This is a genomic window from Halanaerobium saccharolyticum (assembly GCF_003053565.1).
GTDB classification, from domain to species: domain Bacteria; phylum Bacillota; class Halanaerobiia; order Halanaerobiales; family Halanaerobiaceae; genus Halanaerobium; species Halanaerobium saccharolyticum_B.
This window is the reverse complement of the sequence record NZ_QAXS01000049.1, coordinates 1-20258: the sequence shown is the minus strand read 5'-3', so window position 1 is coordinate 20258 and position 20258 is coordinate 1. Positions and strand designations below refer to the sequence as shown.

General features: G+C 28.5%; 19 protein-coding genes. All 19 read right to left on the bottom strand.

What is annotated here, in order from left to right; genetic code table 11:
- Positions 1–173: 173 nt before the first annotated feature.
- The 19 genes from C8C76_RS13750 to C8C76_RS13670 all read right to left on the bottom strand — a co-directional run bounded on the left by C8C76_RS13750 (position 174) and on the right by C8C76_RS13670 (position 20123).
- On the bottom strand, positions 174–623 hold the full coding sequence (locus C8C76_RS13750; RefSeq protein ID WP_108142631.1) for a JAB domain-containing protein: 450 nt from the start codon (positions 621–623) through the stop codon (positions 174–176).
- On the bottom strand, positions 586–768 hold the full coding sequence (locus C8C76_RS13745) for a hypothetical protein (RefSeq protein WP_108142629.1): 183 nt from the start codon (positions 766–768) through the stop codon (positions 586–588). Before C8C76_RS13745 ends, C8C76_RS13750 begins: the two co-directional genes overlap by 38 nt.
- A 14-nt stretch (positions 769–782) precedes the next feature.
- Positions 783–1040, bottom strand: a complete 258-nt coding sequence (locus C8C76_RS13740; RefSeq protein WP_108142627.1) for a hypothetical protein — start codon at positions 1038–1040, stop codon at positions 783–785.
- Between the two features lie 19 nt (positions 1041–1059).
- Positions 1060–1917, bottom strand: coding sequence for a phage recombination protein Bet (gene bet, locus C8C76_RS13735; protein WP_108142625.1), 858 nt, complete (start codon positions 1915–1917; stop codon positions 1060–1062).
- On the bottom strand, positions 1918–2766 hold the full coding sequence (locus tag C8C76_RS13730) for an ArdC-like ssDNA-binding domain-containing protein (RefSeq protein WP_108142623.1): 849 nt from the start codon (positions 2764–2766) through the stop codon (positions 1918–1920).
- An 84-nt stretch (positions 2767–2850) separates the two neighbouring features.
- Complete coding sequence (locus C8C76_RS13725; protein WP_108142621.1) at positions 2851–3411, bottom strand: host-nuclease inhibitor Gam family protein; 561 nt, start codon at positions 3409–3411, stop codon at positions 2851–2853.
- Positions 3412–3430: 19 nt separating this feature from the next.
- Positions 3431–3553 carry a hypothetical protein gene (locus tag C8C76_RS15440; protein WP_258222577.1) on the bottom strand — a complete coding sequence of 41 codons (123 nt, stop codon included), beginning with the start codon at positions 3551–3553 and terminating at the stop codon, positions 3431–3433.
- Between the two features lie 14 nt (positions 3554–3567).
- Entirely contained in the window at positions 3568–4134 is a 567-nt protein-coding gene (locus C8C76_RS13720) for a hypothetical protein (protein ID WP_108142619.1), read from the bottom strand.
- Positions 4135–4223: 89 nt separating this feature from the next.
- Positions 4224–4376, bottom strand: coding sequence for a hypothetical protein (locus C8C76_RS15215; protein WP_181248232.1), 153 nt, complete (start codon positions 4374–4376; stop codon positions 4224–4226).
- 817 nt (positions 4377–5193) lie between these two features.
- Complete coding sequence (locus tag C8C76_RS13715; protein WP_108142617.1) at positions 5194–5622, bottom strand: hypothetical protein; 429 nt, start codon at positions 5620–5622, stop codon at positions 5194–5196.
- A 1-nt stretch (position 5623) separates the two neighbouring features.
- A complete protein-coding gene (locus tag C8C76_RS13710; protein ID WP_108142615.1) occupies positions 5624–5971 on the bottom strand; it encodes a hypothetical protein in 348 nt (115 codons plus the stop codon).
- A 179-nt stretch (positions 5972–6150) separates the two neighbouring features.
- Positions 6151–8331 carry a BREX system Lon protease-like protein BrxL gene (brxL, locus tag C8C76_RS13705; protein ID WP_108142613.1) on the bottom strand — a complete coding sequence of 727 codons (2181 nt, stop codon included), beginning with the start codon at positions 8329–8331 and terminating at the stop codon, positions 6151–6153.
- A gap of 296 nt (positions 8332–8627) precedes the next feature.
- Positions 8628–11258 carry a TnsA endonuclease N-terminal domain-containing protein gene (locus tag C8C76_RS13700; RefSeq protein ID WP_108142611.1) on the bottom strand — a complete coding sequence of 877 codons (2631 nt, stop codon included), beginning with the start codon at positions 11256–11258 and terminating at the stop codon, positions 8628–8630.
- Positions 11251–12960 (bottom strand): site-specific DNA-methyltransferase, encoded by a 1710-nt coding sequence (locus C8C76_RS13695; protein ID WP_108142609.1) that lies wholly within the window; start codon positions 12958–12960, stop codon positions 11251–11253. The genes C8C76_RS13700 and C8C76_RS13695 overlap by 8 nt, the downstream gene beginning before the upstream one ends.
- Positions 12961–12972: 12 nt before the next feature.
- Positions 12973–15843 (bottom strand): ATP-dependent helicase, encoded by a 2871-nt coding sequence (locus C8C76_RS13690; RefSeq protein ID WP_108142607.1) that lies wholly within the window; start codon positions 15841–15843, stop codon positions 12973–12975.
- Between the two features lie 30 nt (positions 15844–15873).
- Positions 15874–16653 carry an HNH endonuclease gene (locus C8C76_RS13685; protein WP_108142605.1) on the bottom strand — a complete coding sequence of 260 codons (780 nt, stop codon included), beginning with the start codon at positions 16651–16653 and terminating at the stop codon, positions 15874–15876.
- A complete protein-coding gene (locus tag C8C76_RS13680; protein ID WP_108142603.1) occupies positions 16653–17375 on the bottom strand; it encodes an OmpA/MotB family protein in 723 nt (240 codons plus the stop codon). Before C8C76_RS13680 ends, C8C76_RS13685 begins: the two co-directional genes overlap by 1 nt.
- Positions 17368–18945, bottom strand: coding sequence for a hypothetical protein (locus C8C76_RS13675; RefSeq protein ID WP_108142601.1), 1578 nt, complete (start codon positions 18943–18945; stop codon positions 17368–17370). The genes C8C76_RS13680 and C8C76_RS13675 overlap by 8 nt, the downstream gene beginning before the upstream one ends.
- A 68-nt stretch (positions 18946–19013) precedes the next feature.
- On the bottom strand, positions 19014–20123 hold the full coding sequence (locus C8C76_RS13670) for a hypothetical protein (protein WP_108142599.1): 1110 nt from the start codon (positions 20121–20123) through the stop codon (positions 19014–19016).
- Positions 20124–20258 lie beyond the last annotated feature (135 nt).

Below are 20258 nucleotides of genomic sequence, written 5' to 3'. Positions count from 1 at the left end.
GAATGCATTCTACTCTGGATTATAAAAGTCCGGAAAACTACGAAAATGAGAGAAAAACGTCTAAACTATGTGTCTAATTTAATGGGGGAAGCTCAATCATTTAATCTGTCGTTAACCATCTTTTCATCATCAAATTCAATACTATCAATTTTTAACATCTACTAAACTCCTCTCTAAATATGATTATTTTCTTTCATACTGCTATAATTACCTTCATTGCCAACTATGATATGATCAACAACATTGACCCCCAGTATCTTACCTGACTTAACCAGCTTCTTAGTAATATTAATATCATCACTGCTGGCGTCTATATTCCCACTCGGGTGATTATGACCTAATACTATACCGGCTGCATTCTGTAGAATTGCTCTTTTAAATACTTCCCTCGGTGTAACAAGACTTGAATTTAAAGTGCCGGTTGAAACTTCAAATAATCCAGTCACCTTATTTCTGACATCTATAGTCGCCATGACAAATACTTCTTCTGATCTTTTATCTAATTCAGCTACTTCAATAAACAAGTTCCTTGCTGCTATAGGATTATTGATAGTTTTATCAATATCATATCTGCCACCATTTTCTTTAACCACTCTCAGTGAAAACTTCTGTATATTGACCATTATTATCTACTCCTTTGTATTTCAATCTTTTTAGTCTAATTAACCTCTGTTCCTCCAGCAACTCTAATTCATCCATCGGCTCTGCATAAGGTCCCAAAGCTTTTTTAGTTCTCCAATCATCACTGGGCACTCCGTTAACCGGCATTTTTATCACCTCATTCAGCTTTCACAAACTTCTATTTCTCCAGCGTCAATAACCAAATCCAGCTTTCTATCAGTATCAACTGCTCCCGGAATCACATCTATATCACTTAAGCTCTCAAACGTTTCGTTAGCATATTTATCAATCAATACTTCTAATAATCTATTCTGATCTGTCTGGAGTAATTCAAGTGCTTCCTCTTCATCTGCTGCTTCAACTATTAATTCACCACCATGATATTCTCGCCAGCTGCAGCTAACTTTGAATTTAGGCATCTATCATCATCCTTTCTCTTTAAGCCATTTTCTTAAATCTATTCAATATATTTTTAAGCTGTTTAAACTGGCTATCACTTAAGTCATCTATTGACATGTGCTTTTCTTTATCTAAACCTTCCTTTTCTTTTACATCCCTTAAGTAGGTAAATAAGTCTTTCCTTAAATTTTTATTGTCGCCGACTATATCCTTAATCTCTTTTTCTCTCCCAGATAGCTCAGCTTCTATTTCTATTGGATCTTCTTTATCATCAGATTTTTTATTTTTCTTAGAATACGGCTTTCTAGGATTCTTTTTATCCTTCTCATTTAACCGCTGCACATCCATTTCTTCAGCAGTTACCAGTCCGGAAACAGTAAAAGCTCTTTTTAAAGCCATTGATTCAGCTACTTTTAATATCATAGCTGACGGATATTGGCTCCAGACCCTGGTGCCGGCAAAATACTCCTGAAAAGGAGCAAAGACATAGACAGGATATTCTCTATCTTTACGATAGACCAAAGCATAAGCTCCAATAATATCTCCACGATTGGTGCCGTATTCGTGATCTATACCCTGAGCTTTTCTTCTAAACTTATCATTTTCTCTAACCACATCTGACACCAGACCGTTGTATTCCTCATGTCTGTCAGCTATTTTTAGATAACCATCTCTGGAAGTCATAATCGTCGGTTTTCCTTTGATCTTCCAGAAGAATATCTCTTTATTAAACGGATCCAGACCATAGGTTTTAGCAATATGCAGAAACATTCTTAGTTCATCAGTATTAGCATCACTGGCCACTGTTCTTTTAATAGTCTCAACTTCCTTTTGAGTGAAACTGATCAATTCCTTATTCCTGCTTTCAATATCAACAACTTTATTTTGAGCACCCATTTAAATAACCTCCTTTAGCTTTTTATCGGCTTCTTTACTTTGCAGCAGATAATCATCACAGTAATTAATAATCTCGGAAGCTAAATTGTCGATTCTTTTTAAACTCTGCTTTAAATCATAGGATTCTTTGTACAAAGCCAAATATTTATCTGATTTAATATCTACACCATAGTTATCCATTACCACAAAAGCAGCAGCTTCAGCTTCAATTTCTTTGACTTCTTTACTTAATTCAGGTTCATCATCTTGATGGAGTAGTTCATGTCCTAATTCATGGACTAATACTCCCGATCTTTCAGTCTCGTTGAGTATTTTATTAAGTATTATCTCCCCACCTCTAGAATAACCTTTTAGAGCTTCTGGAAGCATCTTTAAAGTCAGGATTATATCCTTAAAATCAGTATATTGAGTCAGTGGTTTGTATAGCCTGCTGCAATCATCAGCAACTGAGATATCTAGATTTGGCAGTGGGTCACCTTCAGTCTGACTGACATCAAAGACATTAACCGGCCTAAAATACATTCTCTTAACTTCTTTTTCTACTTCTTTTAGCTTTCCACTAACTTTTTTCTCTTCAGTAACTTTCTTTTTATAGGTGAAGGGTGCAAGTATGGAAATAGCTTTTTCACCTTTTTTGACATGACGGTTAAATTTCTTCTGCCACTGTTTGTATCCGGCAACGTAACTTGCATCAGGTTTCTGCATCTGGATTAAAATAGAGTTCTGATAGCTGTAGTTATGAAACTTACCCAAAAATTGGAGCATCTTCTTAAACTCATCTGACTCTCTAACTGAATCAATCCTGTTATTCAGTTGCTCTAATAGCTTTTTAGTTTTATTTTTACTCATTTCATTACCTCCTTAAAAAAGCCCAGCCGGTTAAGGCTGAGCTTTAAGTGTTTTTATTCAATTTTTCTTTTAAAATTGACCAGCTTAAACATCAGTCTTGACTTTAAATTTCTCACCTCGTTCTATGACTTTGATTCCTGCAATAACCTCACCGGTATCAACTACTACTGCTTTATCACCTACTACTTTAATCTTCTGCTTCAGCTTCCTCTTATCAACTCTCTTTTTAACCTTAACAGCATCTTTTAGATTCTTTTCTGCAAACTCCAGCAGCTTATCATTATCATATTCCCACTTATCTCTCTGCTTTCTAAACTGCAGCTGGCCGAAGGGCAGTTTATGAGTCTTAAGTTCCGGATCATCATCTTTTAGGTCCAGTGCGTAATATTTAAGCTTCATCTCTAAATATTCTATATCATTATTCAAGCTGCTGTTTTCAGATTCCAGCCAGCTGTTGACCTCATCAATCTCTTTTTGAATAGCTTCAATTTCTGTTTCAGCAAACCCCTCGTTGTCCTGCTTCTTCTTTTTTAGGTGCCTGATCTTCCTCAACGCCCAGTTAGCTTTTTGGTCATTATCTATTACAAAATAGTCTTCTTCTTGTTTCTGATTTCCCACCTCTGGCTTTAATTTAAAAGCTTCCATTGCTACCTCCTTTACTTTTTTACTCCTTTACTCTCTCAGCTTCAACATCATTTAAATCTTCACCACAGTAAGGACAGATCCATTCATTTCTTCCTGCACTGTAGCTTTTACCCTTGCACTCCGGACACTTCTTTACATACATCTATTTAACCCCTCCTAAGCTGATTTAGTTTTTAGATAGTTATCCTTAATCAAATCTTTTAGTATTTCTTTAACCGGCTTATCTCCTTTATCAAGCACCGGCATAATTACAGCCTTAACTTGATCCTGATTATTTAAGATGAAAATAGGGTTCTTATTGTCTTTTGCCTTGTATTTCACTCCATATTGAAGTAGAAATTCATAATCTCTGTTAAACATACCAATATCATTGCCGGCCTTAAATATTCGAACTTCATCACCTGAATCATTTTTCTTATAAAAGTCAGTAATTACTGCTTCATACTTAGCATTACCAACCTGGCTGGTAACTGTTTTAGTATTCAGCTTATTTTCTGCAAATACATTATCCCCAGCAGAAGAGATAGTTCCTTCAAAGTTAAAGGGTATATCTGCAGTTGACTTGTAGCTGTTGTATTTAGCGAAGAACTTGCCGAATTCAGCCTCGTTAAGCTTTACCATGATGTAAGTGTCTGTTACGTTATATGACCCATCCTCAAACTTCTCAATAATTACATCATTTTTCTTTCTAATCAGCTTTGCTATTTCTTTGCCGTCAATCATTTTATCTACTCTCCTTTATAATTTTTTTAAGACAAATAAAAAGACCTGCCGGTTAAGGCAGGTTAATAATTATTAAATGCTATTCTACTTTACTTGAAACTGCTTGGTAGTTCACTCCAAAGCTCATCAAAACTAACTCCATATTCACTTGAAATCTGATTAACCGCTTTAGTTGTTTCAACACCAATTAAGACTAATTTTACAACTAAAGCAATTAGAGTAACTATAGGTACCTTATTCATTTAACCATCTCCTCATATTATATAGTTTTCCTCTTTCACCTATATAATATATAATTGTAATCTGATTAGATTGATTCTGACGGCAAATAAATAACCACCCCTGTTACAGGATGGCTATTTATAATATCTCCTTATCTTTATCAATCTATATTATCTGCTTCAGCTATAGTCTGCAGCAGTTAGCAGGATAATTTGCTGTAAATACTGCTTTCAGACAATCATCCTAATCTCTACTTAGCCAGTTAAGCGACTGGATAATAAATTCATCCTATAATCATCTCCAATTATGCTAGATGCAGATATTTGAGTGATTAATCTCAATTCAGAGTAATTGCCTGTTTGTAATCTCTTTGGTTTTCTGCTTGCTTATTATCTTCCAGAGATCCTGCAGTATCCACAGCAAAATTTACAGGGTAGTAATAAGCTGCTGTAAATCTTAAGCCCTAGAATCAAGCCTTATTGCCTCCAGCAAGGGATTCCTGCAGTAATGCTTTGAGCAAGTTTCAGTCTGCAAATATAATTTTTCTAAGTCATTGTTGGAGTATTTCAAGCTAAAAAGTTTCCCCTTAAAAAAAAGCCATATATAAAAAAAATAAACCCCTTCAAAAATTTAAAATAATATTTTTTTTAATATAGCGGTTTAATATTTACTTGGTCTTTAAGTAAATATTAAACCCTATGGAGATCTTTAAAAAGAAAAACATATTATGCAAAAAGAAAAAGCTTCTTATTCAGCACAAACTGCTTCAAATATTTGAGTGCCTAAAATTCTTCTAACAAGCAATTAGCAGAGTTACATTTCAGATCAAAATATAAATTAACCATAAGGATTTTCAAAAACATAAATTGCCTTCTGATATTCATCTTCTAGTTTATTGTACTCACTATTACTTAAATCGATTATAATTCTTTTAGGATGCTTAACAACTTTCTTAAAAAAATCTTCTGCAATTTTTTGAAAGGTCATCCTTTTATGTTTAAGTCTATTTCTTAACTCTTGATGAATTTCTTCACTAATTCTAAAGGTAACAGTAGATTCATCCGCGTCTCTATATAATTTCCTTTGATTTGTTTCAGGCATAACACCTGGACGATCTAATTTTAAATTTTCATTTAAATAAATATCAACAAACACTTCACCCATTTTTTGTATTGTAATATCATTTTCTAATGATATTCTTTTTAAATTTTGATGAATTTCCGGATCAATTCTGAAAGATAAAGTCTTTTTTTTATCAGATTTCAAATTAAATTCTCCTTCCATTTCTTAAAGCTAAATTATCATCTAAATATGCTAAAATAAATTTTTCTATTTCTTCCTGAAATGAAATATCTTTTCTTATTAGCTTTAATTTAATTTCTTTATAATATTCTTTTTCAATTCTAAACGTCAGTGTTTTTTCAAGTAAATTTTTATCAATAGGTTTTTTATAATAGTCATAATTTTTAATCTTGATGTTCCCTTGAATATAATTTTTCAAAATATTATCAATTAAATTCTGAAAACTCCTCTCATTTTTAATTAACTTAATTTTTAATTTTTTATAAATTTTTCCAGTAACTCTAAATGACATATATTTCCATTCTTTGCTCATTTCGCCACCCCATTTATTAATATATATTTATTATAATGATTTTTTAAAAAATAATAAATAAAATAGTAATTATTAAATATTATTATAAAAATATTTAATAAAAAAATAAATATTATATATTATTTAAATAATTTGATAATATAACATATATAATATTTTAATAATTCTTATTAATAGAATTAATACACCTTGCTGGAATAATTGTAATAAATTTCATTAGTTTCTTTATGTAGCATTTTTTTATCATATATTACAATTATAAACCCACCATATTCACATCTGAGACTTTTAAGTGTTCGTTCTTTTCTATAAAAAACATCAACTTCTTTTAGATTTAGCTTGCTTAAATCACAGTCTTCTCTTCTGCTTTTTAGATCAGCCTGATTAAGTTTATAATCCATTCTATATCTTACATTTTTATAAAACTTTAAATATCTTGCATTATTATAAATATATTTCATTAAAGTATCAAGATCATTTTCTACTGCTCGATAAGTGTTTATGTATTTATCAATAAATTGATTTCCTTTTTCTTCTAGATTCATCTCTTCTTCTATTTTAGAAAACGCCTTTTTTGCAGCCAAATTTATTTTGTCTTTTTCTGAAGAATAAGCTGCTTCAATTGAATTGAGTTTTATTTTTAGAGAAAAATTAAGACTGCGTTTATTTAAAACAATTTCTTTTAAATCTGATGTTTTTAAGAATTCCATGAGCTTTTTATTTATATTGAACATTTCTCTATGAGAATAAATTGTATCAATTTTAACATTTTTATTTTCCCCAATTTGCCTGTATAAATTGAATTCTGGTAAAATTTTAGCAGGATAATAACTTCTAGCAATATTAAAACTAAATTCTTTATTTTCAAATTTATCAGTTGGGCTGATTCTTTTCTGCTGTTCATTTACTCTTTTTCTCATTTCTATTGAATTATACATTAAAAATTTTAAGTCTTCTTCTAATAAAGTATTTTGATCGAAGGGGTCTAATAATTTAACTAATCCAGAAAAATTCTTTTTTATAGCTTTTTTATCTCTGTTACTTAGAGAATCATCTAATTCAATATCATATTTTTTAAATATATCGCTGTTAGATTTAGCCCTAAGAAAACTTAAAAATTGAAATAAAAAATCTCGTGTTAATCCTAAGTGAGTTGTAAATAAATTTTTTCCATCAAAGTCAATTTCCCACCCTGGCAAATAACAGTGTATTCGATCTAAAAATGCTGTATCTTGCATAGGTTCTGGTAATGGTTTAAAAAGATGAGATGAATTTAAATAATGATTGATTGTTTTATTTGTATTTCCATTGAATATAAAAGATGAATCAGCTGGAACTGTTTCTTGATCAGCATTAAATTTACCGGCCTCCATATAACTTTTCATATATTGTATTAAATTATCATCAAATTTTACCCCTGTAACCTCATCAAATACAACAACATCCCATTTGCTCACTATTCCAAACTTTCTTTTTGCTTTATCATAAAAAAGCTGGGCTCTAGTAGTTTCTGAACCAGACAAGAGATATGAAGAAGAAGATAATTCATTATGTAAATAACTTTTGCCGGTTCCTGGTAGTCCTAGTTCTACTAAATTTATATTTTTTTCTACCAAAGGTAATAAGCGCATCAAAATAATTATTTTATAATTTAGCGGCATTTTAGTTTCAATTGGTTCAATTCCAATACTTCTCAAAAGAACATCTACCCAATCTTCTAGATCTAATTGCAGTCTTAGACCTTTAAGATTATCTTTTTGAACATCAAAATTTATCAATTCTAATGGTCTAACTGATACAATCTCATAATAATACTTCTTTTCTCCTAATAGCTTTTCGGCTTCAGATTTTTGACTTTCCCTATAAACTATATCAAAATCACACCATAATCCTTCATCAAGTAACTGCATGTATTCTTTAACTATACTCTCATCAATTCCAATATTTTGAATATCAGAAATTAATGTCTTAGCTATATATTGATTTATTCTTTCATGAAAAACAACTTCTACTTTATCTATCATTCGATATTTTTCTTTTTGTTCAAAAGTTTTAAACTTGATTTTTGATTTTATTGTCTGGGTATTATTATAATCAGGATAATTTTCTTTAAAAAAATCGTTTGTTTGATTTATAAGCACACGTAAATCTTCACTGTATAAATTACGTCCATAACCTTTTAAAAAATTTTCAACTAAAATATATTCAACTTTATTTAAGTCAAATCTATCCTTAATTCCTTTAAACATAACTACTTCTTCTACATGATCAACTAATTTTTCATCTAGCCAATCTCCAGATTCATACTTGATTTCTGTACTAGTCATATAACTATCTCTATTTAAACTTATATCATCCATAATTTAACCCCCAAATAACTTTTTTTCTAAAACTTAAACAATAATCATAGATTATTATAGTTTATTCTATAATGATGTACTTTACATTATAGAATATCAATATAGAATGAAATGTAATAAACTTGAGCCTATTTGAAAATCGACAAATTAACTACTCTGGGTATTAAGCCCAGAGTTTTTAATCAGCTTTTTATGTTTTTCCATATAATATATAATTACTTTTCCATTAAATGTTCTAGGATTATTGTCATGTTTTAAAACAAAGCTAATATCCAGTTAAAATCCACTCTATATTTTTAATCACTGATAAAATCAATAAATCCTTTATCTGCCTTACTACTTTTTACAATTTCATATCTCATTGAACTTGCACTTGCCAATTGCTTTGCATATTCTGATTTAGCTTCTACAACTGGATCTTCAACCATATAGTCTGCTTTTACTTCTACTATAATTTGAGTTCCATCTTCTGTTTCAACTAAAAAGTCTGGATAATAACTTCTCAATGCATTACTCTCCGGATCAATATATTGAATATAAAAGTCACTTTGATGATGAGTTAACATTCCAGTAAAAAATATCTTTTTTATTTTACCTTGGCCTAAAACTGACCAAAAAAGTTGCTTTTCAGATTTTGAATCAAAACAATAAGGGTTTAAATGGAAACTCTTCGATTTATGATTTCTTGCTATATCATCATCCTTATCTATTACATAGTCTGGTAAAGCTTTAACTTCATAATACCCTTCTTCAGGGTCTTTAATTAACTTAATTTCTTCTTTTTCTTCATGTTCATAACTTTCTATTTCATATAAATTATCTACTAATATTGGAACTATATGATCATATATTATTTCATTATATTGATTTACAAATTCTAATATTTCATTCCAACTTTCTTCACTTTTATTTAAAATTTCTTCTATTTTTATACAAGAATAATTTAAATATGTTGCTATTTCAGCAACCAAAGTAAACTTGCTGTATTCTCTTTTCTCTTTAAATCCATTTATCTCCTTAGAAACTTTAGTTCTATCATCAAATTCTAAACCATCTTGTTTTGTATGAATTAATTTGTATTTCTCTAAATCTATATTATTAAAATTAAAAGAAATAACTTCAGCTTCATCCTTTTCTTTTAATTTATAAAGCCTTTTTTGTCTCATTATCTTAATCTTTTCATTAGGCCTCTCAACAAAAACTTTATAAGTTTTTTTATCACTTTTTTTCTGTAAATCACCAATACCTAGTCTAAAGTTTTTCTTTAGTTCATTTTCTAAGATTTCATAGTTCTTTTGTGAAAGATATATATTAGCTGTTTTCTGAACATCACCAATTTTCCTTAATGCTCTCATTGTTGACTGTAATACAAACACCTTAGAATCAGGCTCCCTATACAATGCTACACTAAATAAAGATCTACAGTCCCAGCCTTCGCGACCTTTATTTATTAAAATCACAAACTGCTTATTAGATTTAGGTGTGTCAAGATTATTAAACTCTCTTATATCATCATTTGTAGTTAAATCTGTATCGCCAACATTTACTAAAATTTTATCTTGAGAAATATTGAGTTCTCCTAAAATTTTCTCTACTTCTGGTAAAATTTCATTTCTTACTTCTTTTATAGTTGATCCAAAAATTGCCATCTTAGGAAGCATACCTTCATGTCTAGAACCACTTTTACCATATTTCTCCCAGAAATCATTTATAGCTATTTTTAAAAACTCACTATTTCTGGTATTTGAATAACCATTGATGGTAACCTCTTTTAAATATCCACTATCAATTGCTTCTTTGAGGCCATAAGCATAAACAACATCAGGTAATATTTTATTATTAATATAGGGTGTTCCGGTAAAGTTATAGCAGCCTACTAAATTAGAATCTACCTCATCTAAATTTTCTGCTAATTTATTAATGGTTATTCTTAAACTAGTTTTTAAATCTTTTTTTCGATATCCTAAATCTCTAGTTAGATTCTTTCCAAATAAATGATGAGCTTCGTCAACATATATTCCTAATTGTTTTAATCTCATTATTTTCATGAACCTTTGATTAATATTAAACTTTCTTTCACTTAAATTAGAATCGAAATTATATAAATCTTTATTTTTATCATATACAGATCCTTCATCATAAATAGGATTAGTTTTATCAAATAGTGTTTCTGTAGGTGTTTTCTTTTTATGTCTGCGTTTTAATATAATTTTTTGTGTATTTGAAATTATTATATTATATTTCGAGTTATCTAATATGTTTAAAGATATATCTGTGTCATCTAAAAAATGAAACTTAATATTACTATCCAACCAATTAATATATTCTGAAGGTACCACTTTATCTTTCTCAAAAGTCTTTATTTCTCTTAATGACTCAAGGACAGTCTTATCAGGTGCAAAGACTAGAGCATTATGTAAATATTTTTCATCTTTAGGGAATTTATTGGCCAATATAAATTCATAGAATATACAAGTAGCCATCAAGATAGTTTTACCTGTTCCCATAGTTAATGCAAATATATAATTTGGATATAATTCTTGATAATAATTCTTCATTTCATTAAATATTTCTTTATATTCTTCCTTATCTAATGATCCAACTTTACCATCATAATTGAATTGTAATTGTTCCCCTGTTAAAGCTTTTGTCATTCTACCTTCAAATTTACCTCTTTCATTATACCAATCATCAAAGACTTTATGTAGAGGTTCGTTATTTAAGAATTCTTTAAGAAATATATACATTTCTAATGCTTCAAATTGAGGATCCCACAAGAATGAATTTACATTTTCCGGATTATTATAATCCAGAAATTTCTTTGAAATCCCTCTATAATACGTTTTTATAGACCCTTTATTATCTATATAAAACTGTCTTAAATATTTAAAAAAAGTAAAGCTTAATTCAGTCTTTTTTTTACTCATTATTTGCTGTCACCTCTAATACTTCAGACAATAAATCTGTTATTTTAACTCTTATTTCTCCTACATTTTCAGGTAACATGTATCTTCCTTTAACCAACTCATCATCTTCAGGAACATCAATAACATCTGGTTCTAAATATTCTCCATTATAATTCCAGTCAATCAATATTGATTCAACTAACTCTTTCCATTCTTCTACATTTTCTTTCATCAAACTAAGCTTCTGTAGAAGATTAAGTGGATAGAAGTTGTTTATTTCAAGAATTCCATTATTTATATCAATATCTACTTCCGAATCTCTTTTGAAAGTTAATTCCTTTTTATCTCTTAATATATCTACAACCTCAATATCTAAATTATAATTTACTTCTTTTTCCAAGTTAGCCACTAAATCAGGTTCATGTCCCATACATACTAACAACAATTCTTCCACTGGTTGATTAGGATTTTTATCTTTTCGTTTTTCAAATTCTTTATATGGAAAGTTAGCAATTAAATCATTCAAGTCAGCTTTAGTAGCAATTCTATTAATAGGCATTATCTTTACCATTCTTCCATCTTTTTCACCATCATATAGATTATTCCTTGTTAAAGGATTGATTTCTAACGCTTTAATTAATAATTCTTTTGCTTCTGTTGGATTACGGAAAATATCATAATTATTTACATTATAAAGCTCAAAATTCAAATATTTATCTTCTTCATTTTTACTATTACTCATAATTCGTTCCAGTCTAGATGTAGTCGTTTGAACTGCACCTAAATTAATATCAGCACCTAAAAATTTTCTTCCCATTTTCATTGCAACTGCTTGGGTTGTTCCTGACCCCATAAAACAATCGAAAATAATATCTCCTTTTTCAGTACTAGCTCTAACTATTCTTTTTAAAAGGCCAAGCGGTTTTTGAGTTGGATAACCCAATAATTCAGAACGAACTCTGGAAGTTGGATATATATCAGTCCACCAATCTTCTACCAACTTTCCTCTTTCCTTTAATTCATCAATTTTATCTTCATCTCCATCTGTACTATCAAATACTTGTCCAGTATTATGAATTCCACTTTTATAAGGTATATAATCTCCTTTAAAATCAAACTCATTTGTTTTTGAATAAAATAAAATATTATCATGTTTTCTTGGGAAATTATCTTTAGCCCCCGACGGACCAGTATAACACCATATAATTTCATTTCTCAACATATTTTCACCAAATATTTCATCCATAATACATCTTAAATGATGAGCCTTTCTATAATCACAATGCAAAAATATACTACCTTTATCTGAAAGTAATTCTCTCATTAATCTAAGCCTCTCATACATAAATTGTAAATACTCATCATTTGACCAAATATCTGTATACTGTTTTTCCTCAAAACTTGTGTAGTCATTATTAATTTTTTTATTTTTTAATTTTATTGTCTTTTTATAGTCTGCTTCTGAATCAAAAGGCGGATCTATATAAATTAAATCAATCTTGCCCCTATAATCTTTTAATAAATGACTCATTACCTGCACATTATCTCCCCAAAATAATTTATTCATCCATCCATTTTTTTCTTTTCCATACTTTTCTTTTATCTGTGCAGGAAAATAATTAGTATATTCAAAATCTCTTTTTCCTTGCCAACGAAGTCTGGGTTCTCCTTTTATTGGTTCGAATTGAAAATTTTCTACTGAATTATTAACTTTATCACTCATTCTATCACTCCATTATTTAAAATTATTATCACAAAAATGCCTCATATCACATTCTTGACATCTTTTTAAAGGTCTTTCATCCAAGTCAAATTTTTTGTTTTCTATTTTTTTTACTATGTTTGTGAAATTTTCAATTGTCTTATTAATTTCCTGAGAATTCTTATCAAAACTGATAAATGGATTACCTTCTGATTCACTTGTATAATATAAATGCATTCTGCTAACTTTTTTATCAATCTTTTGCTCAATTAAATGCGCATAAACTTCTAGCTGGTTTTTATATCTCATTATTTCATTCTTATTGTCTAATATATCAGGTTTTTCTTCAGTTTTAAAATCAATGATTTCTACTGTATCATCTTCACCTTGTATTAAGTCAACTGATCCTTTTAAAATATAATCTTCTTTAACTAATGAAACCTCAACCTCTGCTTCTTTTAATTGGGACCAGTTATTTTTATTTTTTTCGACATAATTAAGAATCTGTTCTAATGCAATTTTTTGTGTTGAAGGTCTTAAATATACTCTTTCTTTTTTTATTAAATTATTATAATTACTATTAAACCAAGCTTCAATTTGGTTTTTATTAATCAATTGTTCTTTGCCCCTTAAAACTGCCTTATGAATATCTTCTATAGTTTGATGAACTACAGTACCAAATATAAAGGAACCTTTCCTTACAGGTGTGAAATCTAATTCTTTAAAATATAAATATTGAAGTGGACAATTTTCATATAATAATATATGAGAAGTAAAAGAATATTCATTTTTTAAATCAACTTTTCCCACTTCTTCTAATTCTAATTTTTTTGGTTTAAACATATTTGACTTCCAAGAAGGTATATTTGCATAATATTCTTCAAAATATTTAGAAGGGACATTTCTTTGTCCTCTTCTATCAGCACTATTTTCTTGACAAGTAAGTACCAATAAATTTTCAGCTCTAGAAAAAGCAGTATAATAAAGTCTCCAAAAATCAAAATGTTTTATCTTATCCCAGGGTTCAAAAGCATCTCTTTTATAATAATTTTTTTGTAATTTCACTTCTAATTCATCATAAGTTTTTCTTGGATAAGAATATAAAGAATCTACAAATACAACTGGAAACTCTAATCCTTTTGATTGGTGTACAGTCATAAAAGAAATAGAGCCTGATGGTGCATAGTCTGAAGGATCTTCATATTCATCAATTCCACCATCCATTAAATATCTAAGGAAATTATTAAATAACCTTCTAATGTTCCTATCTAAATATTCAGGGACCAAAACAGATATATTATGTAGATACTCAAATTTTGTTAGCAAATTTGAAAATATAGAAAGATTCCTAGAAGGTCTCAAATCTTCAATTTCATAACCGTTAATATCTAAATATCTGCTAAAAAGAGGAAATTGTAAAATTTCATAAAATAAATCTGAAAAAGAATAATCAGTATTGCTTTTTAAATTTATATGTTTATTAGCTTTCTTTTGCATCCAATTTTTCAAATCACTATTCTTTTCTTTTCTTACTTCATTCGCAAAAAGTTCAAAACAATCATCAAAATACTCCCATTCTTTTAAATGAGCATTTTCATTCCATTTTCTTACCTCAGGAAATTGAGGAAATATAGATATTATAGCTCCTATCATTAACTTTATTTCTTCACGATCAAAAAACATATTAGAACGGGGACTATAAATATTTATTCCCATATCCTCTAAATCATTAGCCAATTTTGTTACTCTATGATTCCTAACTGATTTAAATAAAAAAGCAACTTGATTCCAATCATCTATTATATTTTTTTCTTTTAAGTTAATCAAAAACTCATAAACCTCTTCAGACCAATCATCTTCGTTGTTTTTACCAGAAACTTTTATAACTGTTTGATTTTTAGGAAATTCTTTATCTTGTTCTTCAACTATCTTATTATATCTATATTCTCCTTTATTATCTTCCCAAAATTCTTGGTCCATCCAGTTATTATAAAAGTTAATAATATTAGGATGAGATCTATAATTAATATCTAAATTTATCTGAGTACATTCATTATTTTTAAAGTTATTTGGAAACTCCAAAATATTTCTTATTGTTGCCCCTCGAAATCTATATAGACCCTGATCATCATCTCCTACTACACAAATATTTTCGCTTTCTTCATTTATTAATTTAAACAATATTTTTTCCTGTATTGTATTAGTATCCTGATATTCATCAACCATGATATATTTAATTTTATTGCTTAATTCAACTCTTATTTCTTTATTTCTTTTTAATAAATCAATGGTCTCTAATTGGATTGTAGAAAAATCAAGCATATTGTTTTCTTCAATTTGTTGTCTATATAAAATATAAGCTTCACCTAAAGCCTTTATTTCTTCATCTTCTGATTTAATTAAATCAGAAGCATCAATCATTTCTTCAGATATTTTATTTAACCAATATGCTAGTTTATTAGCCTTTCTCCAATTACTATATTTTTTATTAATAAATTTATCTGTAAACTCTTTATAATCATAAATATTCTGGTATAAAAAATAGTTTTGATCAAATTGGTCCATTAAGGTATAACTCTTTTTTAATCTAGTGAATTCTCTGTATTCTTCTAAAATATCTAGACAAATAGAGTGAAATGTACCAATATACATATCATAAATATTAAGGTCAATATTATTTTCAATTAACTTATTTGAAAGTCTTGTCATAATTTCTTGAGCAGCTTTTTCTGTAAAGGTTGATATAAATAAATTTTCTGGCTTAATATTTTTGGTTTCAATTATATTATAAATTCTTTCAATTAAAGTTAGCGTCTTACCTGAACCAGGACCTGCAATTATTAACATTGGTCCTTCAATATTTTCAACCGCCAGCTGCTGATTTTGATTTAAAGAATAATCCATAATTATTACCTTCTTTCATATGATAATATTTTAATTTCTCATATGCTCATGATAAGGTTCTAAACTATGACAATCTATACATAAAGCTTTCAAATTACTATATCTACAATCAGATCTGTTACCATTAATATGATGCACATGTAGGTTCTTTTTATTATCTCTCATATTTCTTCCACATTTTTCACAGGTCCAATTTTCATTTTTTCTATAAACCCAAGAGACCTTTTCCCAATCTTCCGGATACTCATCTTTGGGAGCATCATATTCATCAAATAATGGTATATCTTCAATTTGAGTTTCACCATATTTTTCAAAAAACTCTTTAATATCAAATTCCTCTCTATTCTTAGAATAGCTCAGTTTTCTCAAGCAATTTCTGCAAGGATATAATTCCCTTTCTCCTTCAACAGTTTTGCCATTATGCTCAACATTTACTAAAAACAAGCCATCATCTCTTTTTGTAGCAACATATCTTTTATCATATCTACCCTGATTTTTCATCTGCTTTAATGTTTTGCACCATGCTAAATGAAATTTAGGAAGGTCTGCTTTAGTATTAGAACCATAATAACTATATGTCCTTGCATCTCTTATATAAACCAAGACCCTGTGGCCTTCGTAGTTTAATGTACCATCATCATTTATTTCAATATCTTCTGGATTAATTTCTTTACCTGTAGTTCTAAGAATTTTATCCAGATTTGTTTTTTTCCATCCTAAACTTTGATTCCAATTATTTATTAAGCGGGCTCCCATAGTTTTTCTTAAATAAATAAACTGTTTTATTTTTATAAAGTCAGGTAGATTCATTATAAATCTCCCTCTCCAGAAATTTCTCTAATTCTTTCTTCTGCTTTTATTACAACTCTAAAATCAACTCTTCTTGACAATTGTTTATCCTCTACATTAGGTTTTTCTTCTTCGTAAATTAAATTACTAAATGACATTCCATTAGCAGTGACTGTACTTTTTAACCAATCAAATTTTTTCTTGCTTTTATCTAATGTTAATAAATATGATAAAACTTTTCTAGCTCTATTCTGTGATAATTCCATATTATTTAAATATGCTTCTTCTTCACTTCTTGCATTTTCCCATTCGCTTGAAGTGTGGCCTTCTATTCTAATATCTTCAATTTCATCTTTATACTTTTTTTGTGCTAAAATTTCTAAATATCTAGGAAAAAAGTCCTCTAATCTTTGTTTAAAAGCTTCAGTAAGTTCACTTTCACCCTGTTTAAACATAACATCAACATCTTTAAATCTCACTATTAAATAATTAGGTAATATTTCAGCATTCCAGTCTTCTAAATCATCTTCAAATTCAATCTGTAATTCTTCATAAATTTCTTTTTTGATTTCCTGATAATCTTCAGCTAGCTGCTTTATTTCTTGATTTTGCTGAGTAACTCTAAGCATAAAACTTATAGCTATCAGCATAAACACAAGCATTAATGCTGTCATCATATCAGATATAGAAATCCAATGCTCTCCATCTGAATGAGATTCGTTTTTTAATAAGTTTTTACTCATTGTAATTTACTCCTGCAGGCTCAATTTCCTCTGCTATTCTTACCACATCTCTTAATCTGTCTGTAAGTGGTTGATAATCTTCTACAAACTTATTTGATAAAGAAGCAAGTGATTTACCTAAAGAATTTAGCGACTTTTCTAATTCCTCTTCAAGAGCAGAATCTAAACTTTGTATGTTATCTTTTATTATTTCATTTTGCTCACGCCTCAACTTTTGGTTCATTTCATCAGCATTTTTGAGTATGCTTTCTATATTATTTTTAGCTTTTTGATCTAAAGTTTCAAAATTATCTAATATTCTATTAAAAGCATTTTCTTGTTTGCTTAGTATATTATCCGATCTTTCAATACTTTTTTCTACAGAATCAGAAAATCCTTTTGTTAGATCATCAATTCTTTGCTCAATTTTAGGAAAAGCTTCCTGAGCTTTATTTGATATCTCAGCAAATTCTTTCATTGTTTTTTCTAATTCTTCTTTTTGGTCAATTATACCCTTTAAAATAGGTTCTAAATTATCCGCTGCTTTAGTTATAGAACCAGACTTCTCAGCTATTTGGTCAATACTCTTACTAACTTTTTCTATAGCTTCAGTGTCTTTATTTAGTTTTTCTATTATTTTTTCAAAACTATCTACCATGAAAGCAACTTGTTCTTTATATTTATCCTGCCACTCTAGCATCTGGCCAACACCTTCGTTAAGCTGTTTAAAGTTTTCTCCTAAGTGTTCATTTATTTTAGAGTTAAAATCTTCCATAGCTCCTCTAATAGCTTCTACAAGGGCTTCTGTATTCTGTTTTGCCATTTCTTTTTGGAAAGCATCAAATTTACTAATTAATTCTTCCTGTTTTTCTAAAGCTTTAGAATGACTTTCTTTATTTATATTCTGAACCTCAACAATATTTGTTTTTATTTCATTATTTTTTTCTCTTAACATAGATAAATTATAATTTAATGATCCTTCATCATTGGTTTCTCCAGTCAATGATTTCTTGATTTCAATTAAAACTTCTCTATTTTCTCTAAATAATTTCTTCTGATTGGTTAAGATTTCATCATATTTATTCCTCATTTTTACTAGCTGGTGTGATAAATTGCCTTCTCCCTCTTTAACTAAATAATTCTTGATTTCTTCTAAATGACTTTCTTCATCTTTATCTAAAACACTAATCAGCTCGTCAATTTTTTTATTATTATTTTTTGAGCTTTTATCAATTGTTGCTACTATATCTTCTATTGTAGCTCCGGAATATTCATTATTATCTTCAAAGTATGTGCTTTTCATTTTTAAAATAAGGCTCAGTATAACCCCAGCAATAGAAGTTAAAAATGCTGTTTTTAAACCATTCAGTAACTGTTCAATACTGATCTGTATCTGATTAATATCAGTATCAAACCTCATTAAACCTATGAAAATACCAAAGAAAGTACCTAAAATACCCATTGAAACTAATATTGAGGGTATTTTATCATTATTATGAAACTTAAATGCTATAAAAACCATAATTCCAATATAGAATAAAGTTATCATTCCACCTATAGTGCTAAGAAAATCTAATAGTTCTGCTACCATATATTTCTGTCCCCAATTATCTGAATTTATAATTTTAATATCAATACCAATTATATTTACTTTTCAAATTATTTTCCCTCACCCTTTGAATCAATGATATTAATATTTAATGCCCCTAATCTATTTTCTAAAGAATCGACAAAACAATTAATTCTTTTTTCAATAAAGCTATCTAAAGCATCTTCTGGTAAATAATCTTTTTTTGCCCAATGTATTAATTCATTGGGTATTAAATGATCTTCAAAGACTTCATCTAATTCTTCTAAATTATATTCTTTTAAATAGTTAACAGGATTTTTATCACTAATTTCAAGATTAGTTTTTTGTGGTATATAAGCAATATTCATTAAACTATTTTTATTAACCTCAATTTCATCAGTAAAATTATCTAAAAAATTTAATGGAAAAATATGATGCAAATTAGGTTTGTCAGTTAAATGGTAATAAACATCTTTCAAGACTGAGCTGTCTTTATACTTCCAGTCTTTAGGCTCTTGACTGGATAATAAAGATAGAATTGAACGAGATAATCGACCACGTGAACTATAAGATGAATTTCTTAAGTCATTTTTATTTAATACAAAATCAGGAAACTCTACTTTTTCTCCTTTTTTAGCTCTTTCTAGCCAGTCTACATGATTTCTTAAATGAGTAGTGTTCCTTAACTTTTCCTCAGTATGAAAACTATAAAACCAAAAATATTTATTTAACAAACTGTAATTTGGATCAGGATTCTTATAAAAATAAGAAGCTATACTCATATAAAAATAACGAAATGGAACTAATCTAGGCCCTTTTAAATGCAAATGATTCTCAAAAAAATCAAAGGTTTTTAATATTGCTTTTTTAGCATCTTCCCATACTCTTTCAATTTGAGCAGCTTCCATTTCATTCAGGTATCGACTAGTAATATTATGTACACCTGAATTTTCAATGTTTTGTCTGATTATTATAGCCAAAATTTGTAAATAAGTTAAATTATCAATATCTTCAATAAAAAAACCATCATATTTATCTCTAAAATCATCTATTAATTCTCTTAGATAAAATCCTTCTTTATCTCCATTTTTTATTCTAAAAGTTTTAGCAACTACAATATCAAATATATCTAGAGCTTGACCTTCTTGATTTATTCTTTCAAATATTTCGCAAACCTCTGAAACTTCTATTCCCTTCAATTCAATAAAAGGAATTCTGTAGTTATCTAATACATTTTTTCACTAGCATTGCATAAAAATATTTAAGCATTGTCAAATTTAAGTTATTGAGAACATATACTATCTACAGAATATTCAGTCACTACCTTATCCTTT